The following is a 20,092-nucleotide window of genomic DNA, read 5'->3' as shown; positions in this document are numbered from 1 at the left end:
AGCCTCGGTGGCGCTGACGGTCAGGCCTAGAAGAAGCCGAGTGGATTGATGTCGTAGCTGACCAGCAGGTTCTTGGTCTGCTGGTAGTGTTCCAGTGCCATCTTGTGGGTCTCGCGACCGACACCGGATTTCTTGTAGCCACCGAAGGCGGCATGGGCGGGATACTGGTGGTAGCAGTTGGTCCACACGCGACCGGCCTGGATACCGCGGCCCATGCGGAAGGCGACATTCATGTCGCGACTCCAGACACCGGCGCCGAGACCGAATTCGGTGTCATTGGCGATGGCCAGCGCCTCGGCCTCGTCGCGGAAGGTGGTGACGGCGACCACCGGCCCGAAGATCTCCTCCTGGAAGACACGCATCGCGTTGTGGCCCTTCAGCAGGGTCGGCTGGATGTAATAGCCGTTGGCCAGCTCGTTCTCCAGCTGCTCGCTGCTGCCGCCGGTGAGCACCTCGGCCCCCTCCTCACGGGCGATATCCATATAGGACATGATCTTGTCGAACTGCTCGCGGGAGGCCTGTGCGCCAACCTGCACGTCGGTATCCAGCGGATTGCCGCGCTTGATGGTCTTCACGCGCTCCATCACACGGGCCATGAAGTCGTCGTAGATGCTTTCCTGGATCAGGGCGCGTGACGGGCAGGTGCACACCTCGCCCTGATTGAAGAACGCCAGCACCAGCCCTTCGGCGGCCTTGTCGATGAACTCGGGCTCGGCATTCATGATGTCAGCGAAGTAGATGTTGGGGGACTTGCCGCCCAGCTCCACCGTGGAGGGAATGATGGTCTCCGCGGCGCACTTGAGGATGTGCGAGCCCACGGGGGTGGAGCCGGTGAAGGCGATCTTGGCGATGCGCTTGCTGGTCGCCAGTGCCTGTCCCGCCTCGGCGCCATAGCCGTTGACGATGTTGAGCACCCCTGCCGGCAGCAGGTCATTGATCAGCTCCGCCAGCACCAGGATCGAGGCCGGGGTCTGTTCCGCCGGCTTGAGCACCACGCAGTTGCCCGCCGCCAGCGCCGGGCCGAGCTTCCAGGCCGCCATCAGGATCGGGAAGTTCCACGGGATGATCTGCCCCACCACCCCCAGCGGCTCGTGGAAGTGATAGGAGACGGTATTGGCATCGATGTCCGCCGCGGTGCCCTCCTGGGAGCGCAGGCAACCGGCGAAGTAGCGGAAATGATCCGCTACCAGCGGGATATCAGCGTTCAGCGTCTCGCGCACCGCCTTGCCGTTGTCCCAGGTCTCGGCGACCGCCAGCATCTCGAGATTCTGCTCGATGCGATCCGCGATCCTGAGCAGGATGTTGGAACGCTCCTGCACAGAGGTCTTGCCCCAGGCGGGGGCTGCCTTGTGGGCGGCGTCCAGCGCGAGATCGATGTCTTCCGCACTCGAGCGCGGGATACGGCAGAACACCTCACCCGTCACCGGACTGACATTGTCGAAATATTCCCCCTTCACCGGCTCGACGAAACGCCCGCCGATGTAATTGCCGTAGGTGTCCTTGAACGTGACCAGCGCGTCGGCGCTGCCCGGGGAGGCGTAGATCATGGCGAACTCCTGTGGGTCGGATTCACGAGTGGCGCTCGTGATCGACGACCTGTTGTTGTAAGTCATGTGGACAGGAGATGGCACTCCTGTCCCTCGCCTGACCGTCAACGACTGGATCAATGACTGCATCAAGAACTGCTTGATCAGGCGACCCTCACAGTCTTGTTCACTTGTGGCATTCGCGACATGCGCCCATGGGCGGAAACTGTCTCATCCCTTGGGAGGAGAAAAGGGAGAAACCCGGCAGGCAAGAAAGATGGGACAGGAAGACAGGTGGGGACAGGAAAGACGGGCCATACCGCGAAGGCCGCAAGGCACGACACCACGCCATGACGTTATGCTCAGGGTAGCTATTGTCAGCAAGGTCATGATCAGGAAAGCCATGGCCTGGAACGTCATGACCAGAACATCGCCCGCCAACGACCGGCCAGGAGCCTTCATGTACCGTCTGCTGATCGCGGATGACCATCCGCTGTTCCGTGATGCCATCAGTCGTACCCTGAATCTGGCCGTCGCTGACGGCTCTACGCCAGAATACGAGCTGCTGCAGGCCGCCAGCCTCGAGGAAGCGCTCAGCGTGATCGCTCATCATGCTGACAGCCTCGACCTGCTGCTGCTGGATCTCGACCTGCCCGACAGCCACGGCCTGGAAGGCCTGGCGCGCCTGCGCGAGGAGGCAGACTGGCTGCCGGTGGCGATTCTCTCCGCCCACGAGGCGCGCGAGACGGTACTCGAGGCATTGGCGCTCGGTGCGGTGGGGTATCTGTCCAAGTCGAGTTCGGCGCAGACCCTGCGCGATGCCCTCGCACGCATGCTGGCCGGGGAGGTCTACGTGCCTGCCCAGTTGATGCGCGCTGCGCCGCGTCCAGCGCCGCTCTCAGCATCATCGGCACCAGCATCATCGGTACCAGTGCCACCGCCAGCGCCCCAACTGGCGCCGAGCCTCAGCGATGCTGAATTCGCGCGGCGCTGGCAGACCCTCACCACCAAGCAGCGCGGCGTGCTGGAGCGCATGGTGCAGGGCGAGTCCAACAAGATGATCGCCTGGCAGCTGGGCGTGGCGGAGACCACCGTCAAGTCGCATGTCTCCGCCATCCTGCACAAGCTGGGGGTCGCCAGCCGGGTGCAGGCGATCCTGCTGGCCAGCCACGCCCTGCCTGCCGTGTCAGGCCCGAGTGAGACCTCTGCCGCCCCACGACGCGAAACGCCCCGGTCCAACGCTCACGAATGAGGCGCGAACCGGGGCGTTGCCCATCAGGTGTCGGGACAGAGTGACTCGCCCTACATCAGCTCCCCGACCAGCACATAGCCATTGAGCAGGATGATGACCGCTGCCACCAGCATGCCGATGGCCGTCACCCAGTGACGATTGACCAGGTCTCCCATCAGGCGGCGATTGGCGGTGAACATCAACAGTGGCACCAGCGCGAAGGGAATCCCGAAGCTGAGTACCACCTGGCTTGCGACCAGCACCTGCTGCTCCGGCAGCCCCATCAGGATGATGGCGATGGCCGGTGCCATGGTGATCACGCGGCGCAGCCACAGCGGAATGCGGAAGTTGACGAAGCCCTGCATCACCACCTGCCCGGACAGGGTGCCGACGATGGACGAGGACAGCCCCGCCAGCAGCAGCGTGAAGCCGAAGATCAGACTGGCGGCATTCTGGCCCATCAGCGGCGACAGCAGCTTGTAGCTCTCGGTGATGGAAGCCACGCCGGTCTCGCCATTGCCATGGAAGACCTTGGCGGCCAGCACCAGCATCGCCATGTTGATCAGCCCCGCCAGCGCCATGCCAATGATCACATCGAGACGGTAGTAACCCATCACGCGACGACGCTGACCGCTGTCACGCACCCGGATGCGGTTCTGGGACAGCGCGGAATGCAGGTAGATGACGTGGGGCATCACGGTGGCGCCCAGGATACCGGCCGCCAGGAAGATGGCATGGCTATCCGGGAAACCTGGTGTCAGCAGGCCGTAGATGATCGGCTCCACCGGCGGACGACTGAGGATGATCTCGAGCAGGAATCCCGCTGATACCGCCAGGATCATCGCCCCGATGATCATCTCCATCATGCGGAAGCCGTAGCGCTGCATCACCAGCACCGCGTAGGTGATGGCACCGGTCAACAGCGCCCCTTCCAGCATGCTGAGCCCGAAGAGCAGATTGAAGGCCAGCGCCGCGCCGAGAAACTCGGCCAGATCGGTGGCGATGGCCACGATCTCCGCCTGCACCCAGAAGGCCCAGACCACCGGGCGCGGGAAGCGTTCACGGATGACCTCGGCCAGATTCTTGCCGGTGGCCAGCCCCAGCCGGGCGGACAGGGTCTGGATCAACATCGCCATCAGGTTGGCCCACAGCACCACCCACAGCAGGGTATAGCCATAGCGGGAGCCCGCCTCGATGTTGGTCGCGAAGTTGCCGGGGTCGATGTAGGCGACGGCGGCGATCATCGCCGGGCCGAGAAACGGCAGCGCGCGACGCAGGCGTCCCGCAAGGGACAGAGGGGATGCAGTGCGCACACCGCCGGCAGCAGAGGCTTCACCTTCACTGCCCAGCGACATGCTGGCGGCATGACGTACGGATTTATCGGACATGATATTCAGCATGGGGGGGAAACCTGCCAGATCAATGGCCCGCGAACAGAGAAAGGGGATGCGGGATGTCATGACACGAGCATACATGCTAAATACGATTAGTTCTCATTAAAATTCAGCGCGGTAGCTGATAGTCTCCTTCAATCCCTCCTGCCTCTTCCTCCCCCGCGAAGGCTAACGACAATGGAGCAACAGCTGGCGCAGGCGCAGCGGCTTGACCGGCTTGAGGAGGAACCCGAAGCCGAGCGCGCGTGCCCTGGCCTTCAGCGGCGCCGAATGGTCCGCGCTGATCACCACCACCGGCAGGTTTGGCCAACGCTTGCGCAGGCGTTGTGCCTGCGCCAGACCATCGGGCTGCCCGTCACCCAGCTGATGATCGACGATCAACACCTCCGGCGGCGCGGCCAGCGCCTGCCGCAACAGCACCTCGGCGGTATCGGCGCAGTGGACACTCGCGCCCCAGCCCTCGAGCAATGACTGCATGCCGGCACATACCTCCCGATCATCCTCGACCACCCACATAACGGTATCGAGCAGCGGCTGCGCGAGCGGTGACGCGCAAGGCTGACCGGGAGAAGGCGCGTCAGCCGACGGGCCCATCACATTGGCAGGCTGTCGAATCGGCACGCGCACCGCGAAGGCAGCGCCGCGCCCCGGCGTGCTGGCCAACGACAGGGGGTGCTCCAGCAGGCCGGTGATGCGCTTGACGATCGCCAGCCCCAGCCCGAGGCCGCGCTGCTCATTGTCCTGGCGCGGTGCGAGACGCCGGAATTCCTGGAAGACCACCTCACGCTGATGCTCGGCGATGCCGGGGCCGTTGTCGGCCACCGTGATCTCCAGCCAGTCACCACGCCGGCGACACCCCAGCAGCACGCGTCCGCGCGTCGAGCCATCCGGGACATGGCGCAGCGCATTGCTCAGGAAATTGCGTATCACGCGCGCCAGTAGCTGCAGGTCCGACTCGACGCTCAGGTGACTGGCCACGTAGTGCAACTCCAGCCCACGGGCAGCGCCCAGTTGACGATATTCCTCGGCGAGCACATCCAGCAGCTCACGCACCGGGAAGGTGGCGACATCGGCCGTCAGCACGCCGGCATCCAGCCGCGAGATGTCCACCAGCGTGCCCAGCAGGCTCTCGACATCGGCCAGCGAGCGCCCCAGCCGCGCCACCAGCTCGCCCGGCGAAGCGTCGCGCGGCGTGGGGTCATCAAGTGCCAGCCTCGCCAGCTGCTCTTCCAGAGCGCTTGCGAACAATCGGGCGGCATTCAGGGGTTGCAGCAGATCATGGCTGATGGCGGCGAGAAAGCGGGTCTTGGAGTGATTGGCCGCCTCGGCGGCGGCCTTGGCGGCGGTCAGGCGTCGATTGAGTGCCCCCAGTTCATCGAGGGTGCGGTGCAGGGTGTCGGTACGCTCGCGCACCTGATCCGCCAGCAGGACGGCGTGCTCGAAGGCGGCGTAGGGCGCGCTCGGTGAAGGGCTGCTGGATTCGACCCGCTCGATCAGGGCGGCGTTGATCTTCTCCAGCTGGCGATTGCGCGCCTTGAGGGCGGCGAGTTCAGCGCTCAGGCCGTCCTTTCGGGAATCTGTCAGCGGCGTATCAGGCGCCATCCTGCCCTCCCGTGCCATCGGCCGCGAGACGGCGCTGGCCGATCACCACGCCGGTGAAGGTCTGGTTGATGTGCATGCCGTGATGCTGCTCACCGTAGGTATTGAAGCCGATCACCCGGTGATGCCTGAGCAGACGCGAAGCCTCTGCCTCCAGCCCCAGCGCCTCGATCTCCATGCGCCGCAGGAAGCAGTCACAGCCGATGGTCAGCGCGGGCGGCCCCAGACGCGCCTCCACCTCGGCCAGCCGCTGCTCGAGCTGCGCGAGAATCGGCGTGGCCTGCATGGCAGTGAGCACGATGCCGGTCTCCACCGCGCAGTAGAAGCTCAGGCTGGCATCGGCATTCACGCGCTGGATGGAGCGCACGTAATGCGCCTCACCGATGCGCACCGCCAGCGGGCAGCGCGCGAAGACCGCCTCCTCCAGCGCCTCGGGCGCGACACCGGCCAGCCGCGCATACTCCTCGGCGGCGGGCTCGGCATTCAGCTCCAGCACGCGGCGTGAATCGCGGTCCACCGCCGTCACCACCAGCTTGTCGGCCAGCGGTGTGAGGTGGTGCGTACTGATGACCTCGAACGGCAGCCGCGTATTGATCACTACCACGACCGCCGCCTGATCATGGAAGACCCCATCGGCGTAGACATAGGTATGCGCCAACCGGTTGTCGTCCCCGGCGGAGCCACCGAAGGCGGGAATGCTGCCCAGCGCCGCATCCAGCGTCGCCAGTACCTGCTCCTCACTGCTCGAGAGCCCGTCGAGCAGCGTCAGCGCGAAGCTGTTGCCCATCACCGGCGCCACGGCCTGCTCGCGACAGCGCGCCAGCAGCTCATCACTCAACGTCTGGGCGCGCGGAAGGTCGAAGCCGCTCAGATCATCGATCAACACCTGCGCCAACGCGAAGTCGCTGCGCGCCAGGCCGATGGCGGTGATGGAGCCGCGCGCATAGCCCTCGGGCGTGATCTCGCCGGCGGTGGTGCAGCCACTCACCGCTACCTCACCGAAGGCATCGGCCAGCGCCTGACCCAGTGCCGGGAGGGGGTAATCCGCCGAGCAGAAGAACAGCACCCCGCCGAGCCGCTGGCGGCCACCGAGCGAGTCATCAAGCTTTCGGGCCAGCTCGGCCACCACCGCCTGCGGGTCCTTGAGCTGGCTGGCCGCCGTGGCCAGCGGTACGGCAATCATCTCGCTCTGTGGCTGCGGCCTTCCCTTCACGCGACTGCTGACATCCGTCATGTCCCCTCCTCCTGTCGAGCGCAGCGGGGCCTGACCTGACGATCATCCGTCGGCGTCCGGTCTAGAGCACCAGCCCGCTGGCTCTCACCACGCGTCGTTCAATGGCGCCTTCCAGCGTCTCGCGGCGGGTGCCCGCCAGCGTGACCCGCGACTTGGCCCGCGTGATGCCGGTGTAGACCAGCTCGCGGGTCAGAATCGGGTTGGCTCCCTCAGGCAACACGAATACCACATGGCGGAACTCGGAGCCCTGCGACTTGTGGACCGTCATCGCAAAGACCGTCTCCACCGCCTCGAGACGTGACGGCAATACCGCGCGCACGCCACGGTGGAAACGCTGGATCTCGGTGTCCTGCCCATCACGCTCGGCGTCTGACGACACCTCCTCCTCGACCGGGAAGAACACACGCAGGCGCCCCCCGGCGGCGGGGTCCGGCAGGGTGATGCCGACATCGCCGTTGTAGAGCCCCAGCGCGCGATCATTGCGCGTCACCATCACCGGACGCCCGGCGTACCAGCCGCGTTCCTCGGCGATCAGGCCACGGCGCATCAGCACCCGCGCCACCCGCTGGTTGAGGCCATCGACCCCATAGGGGCCACGGCGCAGCGCACACAGCAGCTGAAACTCGAGCAGCAGATCGATCACCTCTCGTGCCGGGCGCCGCTCACGCACGGCCTCCAGCGCCGGGCGATAGCCATTGATCACCAGCGTCTCCAGATCGCGGTCCTCCGGGCCGCTGAGCTTCAGCCAGGCGATATCGCGATAACCGGTCTTCCAGACGGCGCGCAACGCCTGGCGGTCTCCGGCATTGCAGGCACGCGCCAGGGCACCGATACCGCTGTCGGCGGAGAAGCGGTAGCTCTTCTGCAGCACTACCACGTGATCGGCGAGTCGGCCGCGGTCTGCCGTGTCCTGCGTCTCCGAGACATCCGGCGTGGCGATGGCCTCATCCAGCGTTTCGCCGGTCAGGCGGGCGAGGTCTGCACACACTGCCGGTGAGTAACGCGGCGGCAGCGCATGCTCGCAGAGATCGCCCAGCACGGCGCCGGCTTCCACCGAGGCCAGCTGGTCCTTGTCGCCGAGCAGAATCAGGCGGGCGTGGGCGGGCAGCGCGCCGAGCAGCGCCGCCATCAGGTCGAGATCGACCATCGAGGCTTCATCCACCACCAGCAGATCCAGCGCCAGCGGGTTGCCGGCGTGATGGCGGAAGTGGCGGGAATCCGGACGTGCGCCCAGCAGGCGGTGCACGGTGCTTGCCTCACGCGGGATGGCGGCGCGCACCGCGTCTGGCACCTCGAGCTTCGCCACCGCGCCACGGATCGACTCCGACAGCCGCGCGGCCGCCTTGCCGGTCGGGGCGACCAGTCGGATATCCAGCGCCCGCCGTTCATGCGGATGGCCTGTCTCATCGCTCCCGACACTGCCTACCACACCGCTCTCCACCTCCACACCGCCAGCTCCACCAGAGAGCGCCTGCGCCTGCAACAGTGCCAACAGGCGCGTGACGGTGGTGGTCTTGCCGGTACCGGGGCCGCCGGAAATCACCGTCAGGCGCTGACGCAGCGCCAGGGCACAAGCCAGCTTCTGCCAGTCCGGCTCACCGTGGGGGTCCGGCTGATTGCTGGTGAACAGCTCACGCAGACGCTCGCCCAGCGCATCGCTGACCCGCGTCTCGCCCTCCTCGCTCGGCCCCATCCGCGCACGCAGCCCCGCCGCGACTTCACGCTCGGCCTGCCAGTAACGGCGCAGATAGAGGCGCTCGCCCACCAGCACCAGCGGGCGCAGCGGCAGATGGCCTGCCGGGGAATCGGCCTGCGCCAGCACGCTGACCAGCCGCGATTCCGCCAGCTGCTCGGCCCAGCGGCCGGCATCGAGATCCGCCAGGAAGGCTTCCGGCAGGGCCACGCTGACCTCGGCAAGATGCGCCTCGGACTGCTCCAGCGGTGGCAGCGACAGGGTCGCGCGTGGCTCGGCCAGCGCCCGCGACAGCGACAGGCACACATGCCCGCGCCCCAGCTGGTGGCTGGCAAGCGCAGCCGCCAGCAGCACGCTGGCCGGGGCCTCCGGCACATGACGCGCCATGAAGCGCACCAGATGGGCATCGACTCGCCTGAGCCAGCCCAGCTCCACCCACAGGCCGAGCGTCGCGAGCAGGGTCTCGGCAGTCGGGGCGTCAGGGGCAGCGCTGTGCTGCTGCGTTTCCAAAGGCGTGGCGTCAGACATCGAAGGCCCCCTGCTGGCCGCTTTGCGTGAGTGGCGAGGTGTCGGTGGTGTGAAGGAGCAGGCTGTCCAATGCGGAGCTGTCACCGCCCAGCCAGAGGTCCAGCGCCTCGATCAGCGCCTGTGATGGGCGGCGCTGGAACACTCCGGGCGTCGCTGTCCTTTCAAGGGGCCGGCCGGGCGTCGCTTCAGTCTCATCCACCGCAAGCGCGGGTGAGTCACCGCCGGCATCCAGGCCGCGCAGGAAGACATACAGCACCCCGCCCATGCAGCGCTCGTAATCGTAGTCCTCGCCGAGGCGCGCCTTGAGCAGGCGATGCAGCGCGAGGGTGTAGAGCACGTATTGCAGGTCGTAGCGGTGCTCTACCATGGCGCGGGCCAGTGACTCGCCAAGATAATCCTCGGGGCGCTCGCCCAGATAGTTGGATTTCCAGTCCAGCACGTACCAGCGGCCGCCGGACTGGAAGGTCAGATCGATGAAGCCCTTGAGCATGCCGTGCATGCGGCGTGGCGCGAGCCTGGGCCGCGAGCGCGGCAACGGTTCCAGCGCGGTGACCACGGCGTCCAGCGGCAGACTGCGCGCGTGCACGGCCGGCAGCCAGAATTCCAGCTCCGGCTGCCAGGCATCCAGCCGGTTGAGCAGGATAGGCTCGCCCTCGAAGCCCTGCAGCGGGCGGGTCAGCGCCTGCTCCAGCCAGTCGGTGAGACGTGGCTGCCAGCTGGCATCGAAGCCACCGAAATGCAGCCGCGAGCCCACCAGCCGCTCAAGCTCGCCGCGATAGTCATCCGCACCGAGCCGATCGAGATCCACCGCCTCCAGCAGGCCGTGCAGGAAGGTCCCCGGGCGCGGCCCACGCGGGAAATCATGCAGGTGGATCTCGCCCACCGTCATCGGCAGGCCGCCCGCCAGCAGCGGGCCTGACTGGCCCGCCACCTCGCGGTCCGGGCGGGTCAGGCCCTGCTCGCCTTCTTCCAGCGCGATCTCGGTGGCGCCTTCGGGCACGCGGTCATCCTCGGCATCGCCGGTGTCTTCCAGCGCCGCCGTCACCTGACGGGCATCCGTGAGCAAGGCGGTGTAGGAGGCGATCCACCAGTCATCCTCGATGCCGCCGGCGAAGTGACGCGCGCCATGGAAGTGCTGATCGCGCTCCGCCGGTGGCTGATAGTCATGACCGGGCAACTCCGGCAGACCGGACACGCGAGCGAGTCCGGCCGACTGCTGTTCACACCAGCGGCACAAGGCAGCCTCGATGGCGCTGGCCTCGATCTCCTCGTTGTCACTCATGCCGAGCAGATAACCGATGGCGGTGACGGGCAGGCTGAGCTGCTTGCTGAAGCCGCCCTTGCCGATGGGCGCCAGCCCCAGCCAGCAGGCGAACTTGGGACGCGTCAGCGCCACGTAGAGCAGGCGCACGTCTTCCATCAGCCGTGCATGGTCGGCCGCCGCGATGGCCTCCTTGGAGGGCTTCTTGACCAGGATGCTGTCATCCAGCGCGTCATCCTCCTGATCGACTCTCCGAGCAGGTACTTCCTCGTCATCACCTCCCTGGTCATCACCTCCCTGGTCATCACCTCCCACGTCAGCCACAGCCAGCCAGCGCTGCTTGAGGGTCAGCAGGCCGAAATTCCTGTCCGGCTCGGCGGCGCGGAAGCTGGCCATGAACGGCAACAGCACGATGGGATACTCAAGCCCCTTGGACTTGTGGATGGTGACGACCCGCACCAGCCCCTCATCACTTTCCAGTCGCTGACTGAGGCTGTCGCTGTCCAGCGCTTCATGGCCGGATTCCAGTGCCTGATGCCACCAGCGCAGCAGCGCCTGTTCGCCATCGAGCCGCTGGGCAGCATTCTGGGCCAGCTCCCCCAGGTGCAGCACGTCGGTCAGGGCACGCTCCCCCCCGGCGCGGGCCGCCAGCCGCTCACCGACCCGGAAGTCACGCATCACGCCGCGCAGCATCGGCAGCACACCGCGCCGCTGCCAGTCACGGTGGTAGCCATCGAAGCGCTCGACCTCGCGCTCCCAGGCCAGCTCATCCACCACAAGACGCTCGACCAGCGAGAGGTCATCCGCCAGCAGGCGTGTCGCCAGCGCGGCGCGCAGACGACGGTCATCCCGCGGATGGGCGACAGCCTCGAACAGCTGCAGCAGCTCGAAGGCCTCCGGCGTGTCGAACACCGAGCTCTTCTCGCTCAGATAGACGCTGCGGATACCGCCTTCGGCAAGCGCCCCACGCACCGCGGCGGCCTCGCGCCCATTGCGCACCAGCACCGCGATATCGCTGGCGGCCACGCCCCGCACCGTCGAATCTCCCGCGTCCATGAACACCAGTCCCGGCTCGCCCGCCGCCAGGCGTTGTTGGCCCTCGAGCAGTGTCTGGATCTGGGTGCGGCAGGCGCGACTCATGTCGCGGCGATGCGCATCGGCGCTCAGGCGCTCACCGTTGGCCCACCACAGATTCAGTGCACAGGCGGCCTCTTCGCGGCCATCCGGATGCCGCAGCACCAGCCGGGTGCGCGTGCCCTGGGCCTCGACCGGCTGGAAGGGAATGTCCTCACTGCCGAAGGGCGCAGGATGCTGGGCGAACAGCGCATTCACCGCCGCCACCATCGCGGCGCTGGAGCGGAAGTTGCGCGGCAGGGTGAAGCGCGAGGGGGTGACCTGGCGCGCCGCCAGATAGGTATCGATATCGGCGCCGCGGAAGGCGTAGATGGCCTGCTTGGGGTCACCGATCATCAACAGCGTGCTGGGTACCTCGTCAGCGTCGTCGCTGTCAGTAGCGTCAACGTGCTGCTCATCGAGCGGCCCATCGCACGAGCCATCGCCCGCCGTCTGCGGATAGATGCGCCGGAAGATGCGGTACTGGACCGGGTCGGTATCCTGGAATTCATCGATCATCGCCACCGGCAGTTCCCGACGGACCTGACGCGCCAGACGCTGGCTGGCCTCGCCATTGAGCGAAGGGTCCAGCGCGTGGTCGAGGTCATTGAGCAGGTCCGAGAATTCCCAGAGCCCCAGACGGCGCTTCTCGCAGATCAGGGCGCGGGCGACACTGTCACGCGCGTGCACGGCGACCTGATCCAGCAGCACGGCGTCCGGTGCCGGTACCTCGGCCAGCAGGTCCAGCGCCGCGAAGAAGGGGTGACGCGGCGTCTGGCAATTCTTCTTGGTGCCCTTCTCGAGCTTGGCCTGACTCAGCCAGCACAGCTTCTTGCTGTCGAGCATGTCGGCGGCGAAATCGTGCTCGCCGCTGGCCAGCCAGGCGGCCGTCGCCGCCAGGCGGGGCTCGAGTTCGGCTTCCTTGTAGCTGTTGCCGTTGAGGGCCTTGCTGGCGAAGGCCTCGCCCATCACGTCGCGAATGGCCGGCTCATCGAAGCTTTCCTCGACGGCGCGCCGGGCGGCCTCCTGTTGCTGACGCCACTGTTCGGCATTGCCGAGCAGCTCGCTCAGGTCTTGCGGGGCCTCAAGACATTCACCGTCGCGATACAGCGGGCGTGGCGTGCCGTCACGCAACAGGCCGCGCAGCTCCTCTCCCAGTGCTTCCGGGCCGGCCCAGCGCCCACGGATCAAGGCCTGCCACTCACGGGCCAGCGGGTAGAATTCGCAGCGCCAGTAATCCTCGACGCAACGTGTCAGCAATGACTGACCATCCTGCAGCAGCTCGGCGCCGAAGCGTCCGCCGGCATCGAAGGCATGCCGACTGAGCATGCGCTGACAGAAACCGTGGATGGTGAAGATGGCGGCGTCATCCATCAGGCGCGCGGCCTGATCGAGCCGCCGCGCCGCCGCGGCCTTGAGGCGTGATGCGTCCTCGGCAGGTGAGGATGTCAGCAGCGGCGCGAGCAATTCGGCCAGGATCGGATCAGGACTGGCACGCCCCAGCAGCGCCTCACGCGCCTGCTTGAGACGCGCGCGAATGCGGTCACGCAGCTCTGCGGTGGCGGCTTCGGTGAAGGTCACCACCAGAATCTCCGGCGGCGTCAGCGGACGCGGATAGCTCACGCTGGCCGCCTGCCCGGGCAAGGGCCCGAGCACCAGCCGCACGTAGAGCGCGGCGAGGGTGAAGGTCTTGCCGGTGCCGGCACTCGCCTCGATCAGATGCTGACCGAGCAGGGGCAGCGTCGGAATATCGAGGGCTTGGCCCTGCTGGCTCTGATCCATCTCGTCACTCATTGCCGCTTCCTTGTCCTGAGCGATGCCACTCCTCACGCCACTCTCCACACCGCTCATGCCTTCCACTCTGGTATCGCTCATGACTGACCCTTCCCGGTGGCAAGCTCCACCGCGCGCTCGCCGAGAATGCCCTGACGCACGCCGATCATGCTCTCGATCAACGGCTGATAGAGCTGCACGCTGTTGAGCACGCCGCCCGCACGGGCGAAGGCGTCAAACTCCGGCCACAGCTCGCCCAGCGCGCCTTCCTGTCGCCTGAGCGCCTGGGGGCCCTTGAAGATGTCTTCGCTGAAGCGGGTTTCCATGGCGCGCGACAGGCTGTCGGCAAGCCAGGGCTTGTGGATGGCGGCCAGCGCCGTCTCAAGCGTTGGCGTGCCGTCAGCGGCCTGCGCCTTGAGTGCGCCGAACAAGGCACTGCGATCCTCCTCGCCCACTACCTCCCAGAGCGTGGTCGCCAGTTCCAGCGCGGCGGCCAGCGGCGCCTGCCAGCCCTGGGCATACGCCTTGACGAGATGGCGCAGCGAAGCTTCGGCCTGCTCGATGCGCAGCGCGGGGAACAGCAGCCAGCGGTCCTCGAACACCGCCAGCCACTGATAGCCTTCACGGCGCGTGCCCTGATCACCCGCCACCTCCCCGAGGCCGGGGCGCGCGTTGGCCATCAGCCAGTCGAGATAGCCGGCCAGCAGACGATGCGGCTTGCCGAGCTTCTTGTAGCGGCCCTCCTTGCCAGGCTTGAGGGTGCCGAAGTGGGTCGCCTCCAGCGTGGCCAGCAGGCGGCTCTCGCCCTCGGCGTCATCGCGCAGTTGCCGACGGCTGATCAGACGCGTGGTGAGCGTCACCCGCAAGGGCTTGCCGTCCTCATCCTGCATGATCAGCGGTACCTCGAGGGTGCGCGGCAGCAGCGAGGTGGCATCGCTGAGCTGGTCGCGCCAGCTGGCCAACTGCTGGTCGAGACGCTTGAGGCGCGGTTCGATCAAGGCATCGGCAAAGCCCAGCGCCGGCAGCCGCCCGGCCCGGCGCAGACGTTCGGCGGCCAGCGGCAAGGATTGTCCGGTGAGCGCGGCGTCCAGCAGCTCGCGGGTCAGGGTGAAGTTCTCCAGCCCGTCGGGGGCGAAGGGTTCGTTGTCCTCATCCGGCACCTCGGCATCGCGGAAGCGCACGCCGACGCGGTCCAGCCCCAGCTGCCAGGGGCGACGCAGGAAGCGCGCCAGCGAGTCCGCGCCGAGACGCAGATGGGACTCCGGCGCCTGCTCCACCAGCTGCTTCAAGGCGGCGGCCCCCGCCGCGCTCGCCTGACTGGCCTCGCGTTGATTCACCGGGGATGCCTCTGAGGTTGGAGCCTGACCCGCCGCGCGATACAGGCTCGACCAGCTGGCGTCATAGCTGAACAGATCTACGACCGCTGCCTGAGAGGCATGGAAGTAGCGCCGAGAGAAGGGCTGCAATGGATGCTCGGTGATCAGACGCTCGCGCAGGGCAGCTTCGCGAGAGACACCCGGTGCCTCGGCATGCGTCTCGGGGGTCCAGCCCAGCTCGATGTAATCAAGCAGTTCCCCGACCAGTACCGAGGGCGGCCGTTCGCCATTGTCGCGCTGGTCACGCCCGACCCACGAGATCGACAGGCGATCCCGCGCCGCCAGCAGCGCCTCCAGGAACAGGTAGCGATCATCGTCACGCCGTGAGCGGTCTCCCGGTTGAGGGCGGCTGGCCATCAGATCGAAATCTTGCGGCATGCGCACGCGCGGGTAGTCACCATCGTTCATGCCCAGCAGGTGCACTTCGCGGAAGGGAATCGCACGCATCGGCATCAGGGTGGCGAAGTTGACCCGACCGGCAAGGAAGCGCTGGGCGAGACCGCCACTGTCCAGCTCGCCACGCAGCGCCTCGCGCACCACCTTGAGCGACAGACAGCCCTCGAAACCGGCCTGCTGCCAGCCCTTGTCGAGGCGGGAAAGCGCCGCCTGCAGACGCGCCAGAATGTCGAATTCCTCGGCACTGTCCGGGCTGAGGCTCTCCTCCCACAATCGCTGAAGCGTAGTCGCCCAGTCCGCTGGCGTACGCGAGGTGTCCAGCCAGCGGCGCCAGCGATCCAGGCTCTCGATCAGCTCGCCGACCTTGCCTGCCAGTTCGGCCTCGAGACCGGCCACTTCATCGAAGGGCACCACGCCATCGAAGCTCAGGCCGTTCATGTCGACAAGGCCGTCCATCAGGCCGTCCATCAGGTCGGCGCTCTGCTCACCTTGTACTGGGGAGCCGGCCGCCGGATCGCCGGCCTCCGGGGCACCGGCCGCCGGGGAGCCGGCCGCCGGGGCCCCGGTGGCGTAGCCCAGCAGCATGCGCTCGAGCCCGAAGCGCCAGCTGTTCTCGTCGAGAGGCATGAAGCCGAGCTGCTCACGGTGCTCACCGGAGAGCCCCCAGCGCACGCCGCTGTCGGCCAGCCAGCGCCGCAGGCGCTCAAGTTCGCCCTCCTCGATGGCGAAACGACGCCGGAAGGCGGCGACATCCAGTGCATCCAGCACCTCGCTGACGCCGAGGCGGCGCTCCGGCAGCTCCAGCAGCATCAAGACCAGTCCGAGCAGCGGATTGGCCTGACTGGCCACTCGGTCGGCGATGGTGAAGGGAATATGGCGCGGATTGCCCGGCGGCAGCTGACCGAAGACCGCCTCGATATAGGGGGCATATCGGTCGATGTCCGGCACCATCACCAGGATGTCGCGCGGCCGCAGCGGTTCGCCCCCACCCTGCCTGGCCGCCTCGTGGGCACGTTCGAAGGCCGCCAGCAGGCGGTCATGCAGAATCTCGACTTCACGCAGCGCCGAGTGGGCGCTGACCAGACTGATGGAATCATCTTGCGCCTCCAGCCTGCGAGGACTTCCCTCGGCCAGGGCGCGCTCGCCGGGATGCACCAGCTCGAGAATCTCGTCCTGGATCTGATGCAGCAGCGGTGCGTGCTCGGGCGGCGTATCCTCGTTGATGCGCGGCACGAAGACGTCCAGTTCGAGATCGAAACCGCTATCGCGGCCGGACAGCGCGCTCTCGAATTCATACAGATTGACGATGAAGTCACGCCCCTGGGCACCCAGCCCGGCCAGCAGCGGATTGGCCTTGAGGTGCAGCTCCTCCTCCGCCAGCCCGGTCAGCGCCGGTGCCTCGGGGTGACGGGCACGCTGTCGCGCGACGCGCTCGCTGTCCATGCGCAGGCTGTCGGCTCTCATACTGCGCCGCACGGCTTCGCGGTCGGAGACGATATCGCCCCAGTAATGACGGCAGGGATTGGTGATCATCAGGTAGATGTCCATCACCCCGGACAGCGCATGCAGCGCATCCAGCGTCTGCCCCGGCAGTGCCGAGATGCCGAACACGAACAGCCGTGGCGGCAACGGGTGGCGGCGTGATGAGGGCAGTGATTCCAGCGCGCGCGCGGCCGCGACGAAGCGACCATGCAGAGCGGCACGGTGATGTTGTCGGCTGCTGGGCGGCGCATCCGCCAGTACCGCGCGCCACAGGGCCGGCTGCCATTTCTGGCTGGCGGGCAGGTTGTCCGGCAGCAGATTGGCGGGCAGCTCGCCTGCGGCCTGCTGACGCGCGAAGGCATCGCGGAAGTTGTCATCCTCCAGCCCGCTCTCCCAGCTGCGCACCCACTCGGGACGGTAGTTGAGGTACTGGTCGAAGAGATCCGCCAGCTGGCAGGCCAGCTGCCACTGCTGACGCTCTGCCTCCGGCCCCTCGGGCAGTGCAGGCAGGGCACCCTCATCGACTGCCTCGATCAGCTGGCCACGCTCATCGCGACACAGGTAATCCCTGAGCGGCGCATAGCATTCCGCCTGGGATTCATCGGCCAGCAGGCCCGGCAACAGGCGCAGCAGACGCCAGGCAAGCGGGCCCTTGTCGAAGGGTGACAGCTCCGGAATCTCGTCGCCCAGCACGCCACCCAGGACCCCGCGATAGGCACGCCACACGAAGCTTGAGGGCAGTGGAAAATCGACCGAGGCAGCGATGCCATCGGCCTCGGCCAATGACAACCTCAGCCACTGGGCCATGCCGTTGGACTGGACGAGAAAGGTTTCCGGCACCAGCGGAGGCTGGGGAGCGGCCTTGATCACCTTGAGCGCCAGATCGCGCAGATCCTCGAGGTGATTGGCGTGAAGAACGGTAAACATGCGGGCATCCTGCTGGCAAAGCCCCCGAGCCCTCATGGCCGAGGCGAGACGAGTCGAGAGCGAGGCGTGACGAGTGCCTCCATCCTAGCGCCGCCTCGGCGCTGGCCCAAACGAAAACGCGCACCACCCCGGAGGGTGATGCGCGTTTTCAGACAGATGAATGCCTGACTGGTCGGGAACAGTCGCCCTGGCGCCGAGTCAGTGCTCTGCTCAGCGCGTGATTTCCATCAGCTCGCGGCCGCGCGGACTGAGCGCCAGCCACAGACCCAGCACCACGCCCATCAGCGACAGCGCCGCCACGTACCAGGTGGGCGACAGCGGCGAGACGGTCATCATCAGCGAGACCAGAATCGGCGTGAAACCACCGAAGATGGCGTAGGCGACATTGTAGGAGAACGACAGCCCGGTGAAGCGCACTGCCGGCGGGAAGCCGCGGATCGCGATGCTCGGCACCGCGCCGACGATGCCGACGCTGAAGCCGGTCAGGCAGTAGAGCGGCACCAGCAGGCTGGGGTCCGAGTGCATGGTGGCCAGGAAGACCCAGTAGGTGATGCCCAGCAGAGCGCTCCACAGCACCAGGGTCACCCCGGCACCGATACGATCGACCATGTAACCGGACACGATGCAGCCGATGCACACCGCCACGATCGCCAGACTGTTGGCGGAGAAGGCGGCGGCACGAGTCAGCCCCTCAAGCTCTGCGATCAGGCTCGGTGTCATCAGGATCACCACCACGATGGCGGCGGTCAGCACCCAGGTGACGGCCATCGCCACGGCAATCGCCGGACGCTGTTCACGCAGGATCATCTTCAAGGGCAGCTCGGCGGCCAGCGCCTTCTTCTGCTGCATCTCGGCGAAGACCGGGGTCTCGTGCAACCAGCGACGCAGGTAGACCGAGAACAGCCCGAACACGCCACCGATGATGAATGGAATCCGCCAGGCGAAATCACTCACCTCTTCGGGGGTATAGACACTGTTGATGGCACTGGCCATCAGCGAGCCCAGCAGGATGCCGCCCACCAGCCCCATCGACAGGGTGCCGCAGGCCAGACCATTGTGACGCGGTGCGACGTGTTCGCTGACGAACACCCAGGCCCCCGGCACCTCACCGCCGACTGCCGCACCCTGGAAGATGCGCAGGATGATCAGCAGCAGCGGCGCCCACATGCCGATGACGGCATAGGTCGGCAGCATGCCCATCAGCAGGGTCGGCAACGACATCATGAAGATGGACAGCGTGAACATCTTCTTGCGACCCAGCGTATCGCCGAAGTGGGCCATGATGATGCCGCCCAGCGGGCGCGCCAGATAACCGGCGGCGAAGATACCGAAGGTCTGCACCTGACGTAGCCATTCGGGAATGTCGGGCGGGAAGAACAGCTGACCGACGACGGTGGCGAAGAACACGAAGATGACGAAGTCATAGAACTCGAGGGCGCCGCCGAGTGCGGACAGGCCAAGTACCTTGATATCACCACGCTTGAGCGAATTTTCGTTGGGCAAATCGTGGGCAGCGGTGGCTGAGCCCGCTGCGGGGACGGAATCGTTCATGGATCTCTGTGTTAGCGGGGGCTGGTGTCCAGCGATGGTCAAGAGTGATTCACGCGTCGCGCATCTTGTTGTCGTGTCGTCTTTCAGCACAAGCCTCGCAGACGCCACGGTCAGGCGTTCTAGCGAGCGCAATGGCGGAAAGCACCGGGGTTGCCCCGGGCGTGGCGATGGTGCGGAATCCTGCCAGCGTACGCTGCATCACTGTATTGCGAAAAACACAATATTGCTCGATGCAGTCATGCGTCTCATGTAACGCACCCAGAGTAGCAAACACGTCCGTGGCTGGGTAGCGCCCGCTCACGGATTACGGGCGGTTTCTGCAGCGAGGGGCACGAAATGTCGCAAGCGCGCGAAGAGACATGAAAGCCCGGCCAGGCAGATCAGGCACGAAAGACGCAGACGAAACACCCCGGCGCCTGAACAGGCCGACCGGGGTGATGGGAAGTCGTCGGGAGACACACAGGTGCATTGGCGAGGTGAAGGTGGCGCATCGACGTGAGCGATGCCCTTCTCGGGGCAGCTTCAGCTGCAGTAACCCCAGCCTTCTAGGCGATGACGGATATCCTCGACCCGCTGACGATTCTTGCCGAGGTCGGAATGTCCCATGCGTGACACGCTGCGTACATGACAGACGCCTTCCTGTTCATTGCAGACGATTTCCACGTCATCGACGAAGCCCAGCAGGGGCGTGTGGAATTCCGCATGCAGATAACCGTCATCCGTACTGATGATTTCCGCATGCCCCATGGATTCGATGATGCTGTGCATCTTCTCCATCGCGCTCAGGCAACAGTCCGTCGGCATCGGGAGCGGCGCTACGTAATGCTTGCTGTCGGAGGCCTGGGAGCTGACCCCGTTGGGGGTACTCGGGGCTGGTGCCAGCAGCCCATCATGCAGGCCGAGGTTATCGGGGCGAGGTGAGGCAAAAAGACCGTGGCGCATTGCGATTCCTTCCTGTCATCTCTGGGCATCGGCAACGGCTTCCCATGTTGCCGGCCTGATTGTTGT

General features: G+C 66.4%; 10 protein-coding genes. 1 reads left to right on the top strand and 9 read right to left on the bottom strand.

What is annotated here, in order from left to right; all coding sequences use genetic code 11:
* Positions 1–26: 26 nt before the first annotated feature.
* Positions 27–1,547 carry an acetaldehyde dehydrogenase ExaC gene (gene exaC / locus PJK54_RS05445; RefSeq protein ID WP_271302416.1) on the bottom strand — a complete coding sequence of 507 codons (1,521 nt, stop codon included), beginning with the start codon at positions 1,545–1,547 and terminating at the stop codon, positions 27–29.
* Between the two features lie 439 nt (positions 1,548–1,986).
* On the opposite strand from exaC, the gene PJK54_RS05440 reads away from it, so the two are divergent.
* The gene (locus tag PJK54_RS05440; RefSeq protein ID WP_271302415.1) at positions 1,987–2,778 is read left to right on the top strand and encodes a response regulator; all 792 of its coding nucleotides are present in this window, start codon (positions 1,987–1,989) and stop codon (positions 2,776–2,778) included.
* 50 nt (positions 2,779–2,828) lie between these two features.
* Here PJK54_RS05440 and PJK54_RS05435 read toward each other — a convergent pair whose 3' ends face one another.
* The 8 genes from PJK54_RS05435 to PJK54_RS05400 all read right to left on the bottom strand — a co-directional run bounded on the left by PJK54_RS05435 (position 2,829) and on the right by PJK54_RS05400 (position 20,026).
* Entirely contained in the window at positions 2,829–4,145 is a 1,317-nt protein-coding gene (locus PJK54_RS05435) for an Nramp family divalent metal transporter (protein ID WP_255303108.1), read from the bottom strand.
* Between the two features lie 174 nt (positions 4,146–4,319).
* Positions 4,320–5,753 (bottom strand): hybrid sensor histidine kinase/response regulator, encoded by a 1,434-nt coding sequence (locus PJK54_RS05430; protein ID WP_271302414.1) that lies wholly within the window; start codon positions 5,751–5,753, stop codon positions 4,320–4,322.
* Entirely contained in the window at positions 5,743–6,933 is a 1,191-nt protein-coding gene (gene nosP, locus PJK54_RS05425; protein ID WP_442870669.1) for a nitric oxide-sensing protein NosP, read from the bottom strand. Before nosP ends, PJK54_RS05430 begins: the two co-directional genes overlap by 11 nt.
* Positions 6,934–7,045: 112 nt before the next feature.
* The gene (recD, locus tag PJK54_RS05420) at positions 7,046–9,205 is read right to left on the bottom strand and encodes an exodeoxyribonuclease V subunit alpha (RefSeq protein ID WP_271302412.1); all 2,160 of its coding nucleotides are present in this window, start codon (positions 9,203–9,205) and stop codon (positions 7,046–7,048) included.
* Positions 9,198–13,454 (bottom strand): UvrD-helicase domain-containing protein, encoded by a 4,257-nt coding sequence (locus PJK54_RS05415; protein WP_271302411.1) that lies wholly within the window; start codon positions 13,452–13,454, stop codon positions 9,198–9,200. Before PJK54_RS05415 ends, recD begins: the two co-directional genes overlap by 8 nt.
* Positions 13,451–17,533 (bottom strand): exodeoxyribonuclease V subunit gamma, encoded by a 4,083-nt coding sequence (locus tag PJK54_RS05410; protein WP_271302410.1) that lies wholly within the window; start codon positions 17,531–17,533, stop codon positions 13,451–13,453. Before PJK54_RS05410 ends, PJK54_RS05415 begins: the two co-directional genes overlap by 4 nt.
* A 210-nt stretch (positions 17,534–17,743) precedes the next feature.
* The gene (locus PJK54_RS05405) at positions 17,744–19,084 is read right to left on the bottom strand and encodes an MFS transporter (RefSeq protein WP_271302409.1); all 1,341 of its coding nucleotides are present in this window, start codon (positions 19,082–19,084) and stop codon (positions 17,744–17,746) included.
* A gap of 522 nt (positions 19,085–19,606) precedes the next feature.
* Positions 19,607–20,026: a DUF1499 domain-containing protein gene (locus tag PJK54_RS05400; protein ID WP_077379176.1), complete on the bottom strand. Its 420-nt coding sequence runs from the start codon at positions 20,024–20,026 to the stop codon at positions 19,607–19,609.
* Between the last annotated feature and the right edge of the window lie 66 nt (positions 20,027–20,092).

It is taken from the genome of Cobetia sp. MMG027, assembly GCF_027947415.1.
GTDB classification, from domain to species: domain Bacteria; phylum Pseudomonadota; class Gammaproteobacteria; order Pseudomonadales; family Halomonadaceae; genus Cobetia; species Cobetia marina.
This window is presented reverse-complemented; position numbering and strand designations above follow the sequence as displayed.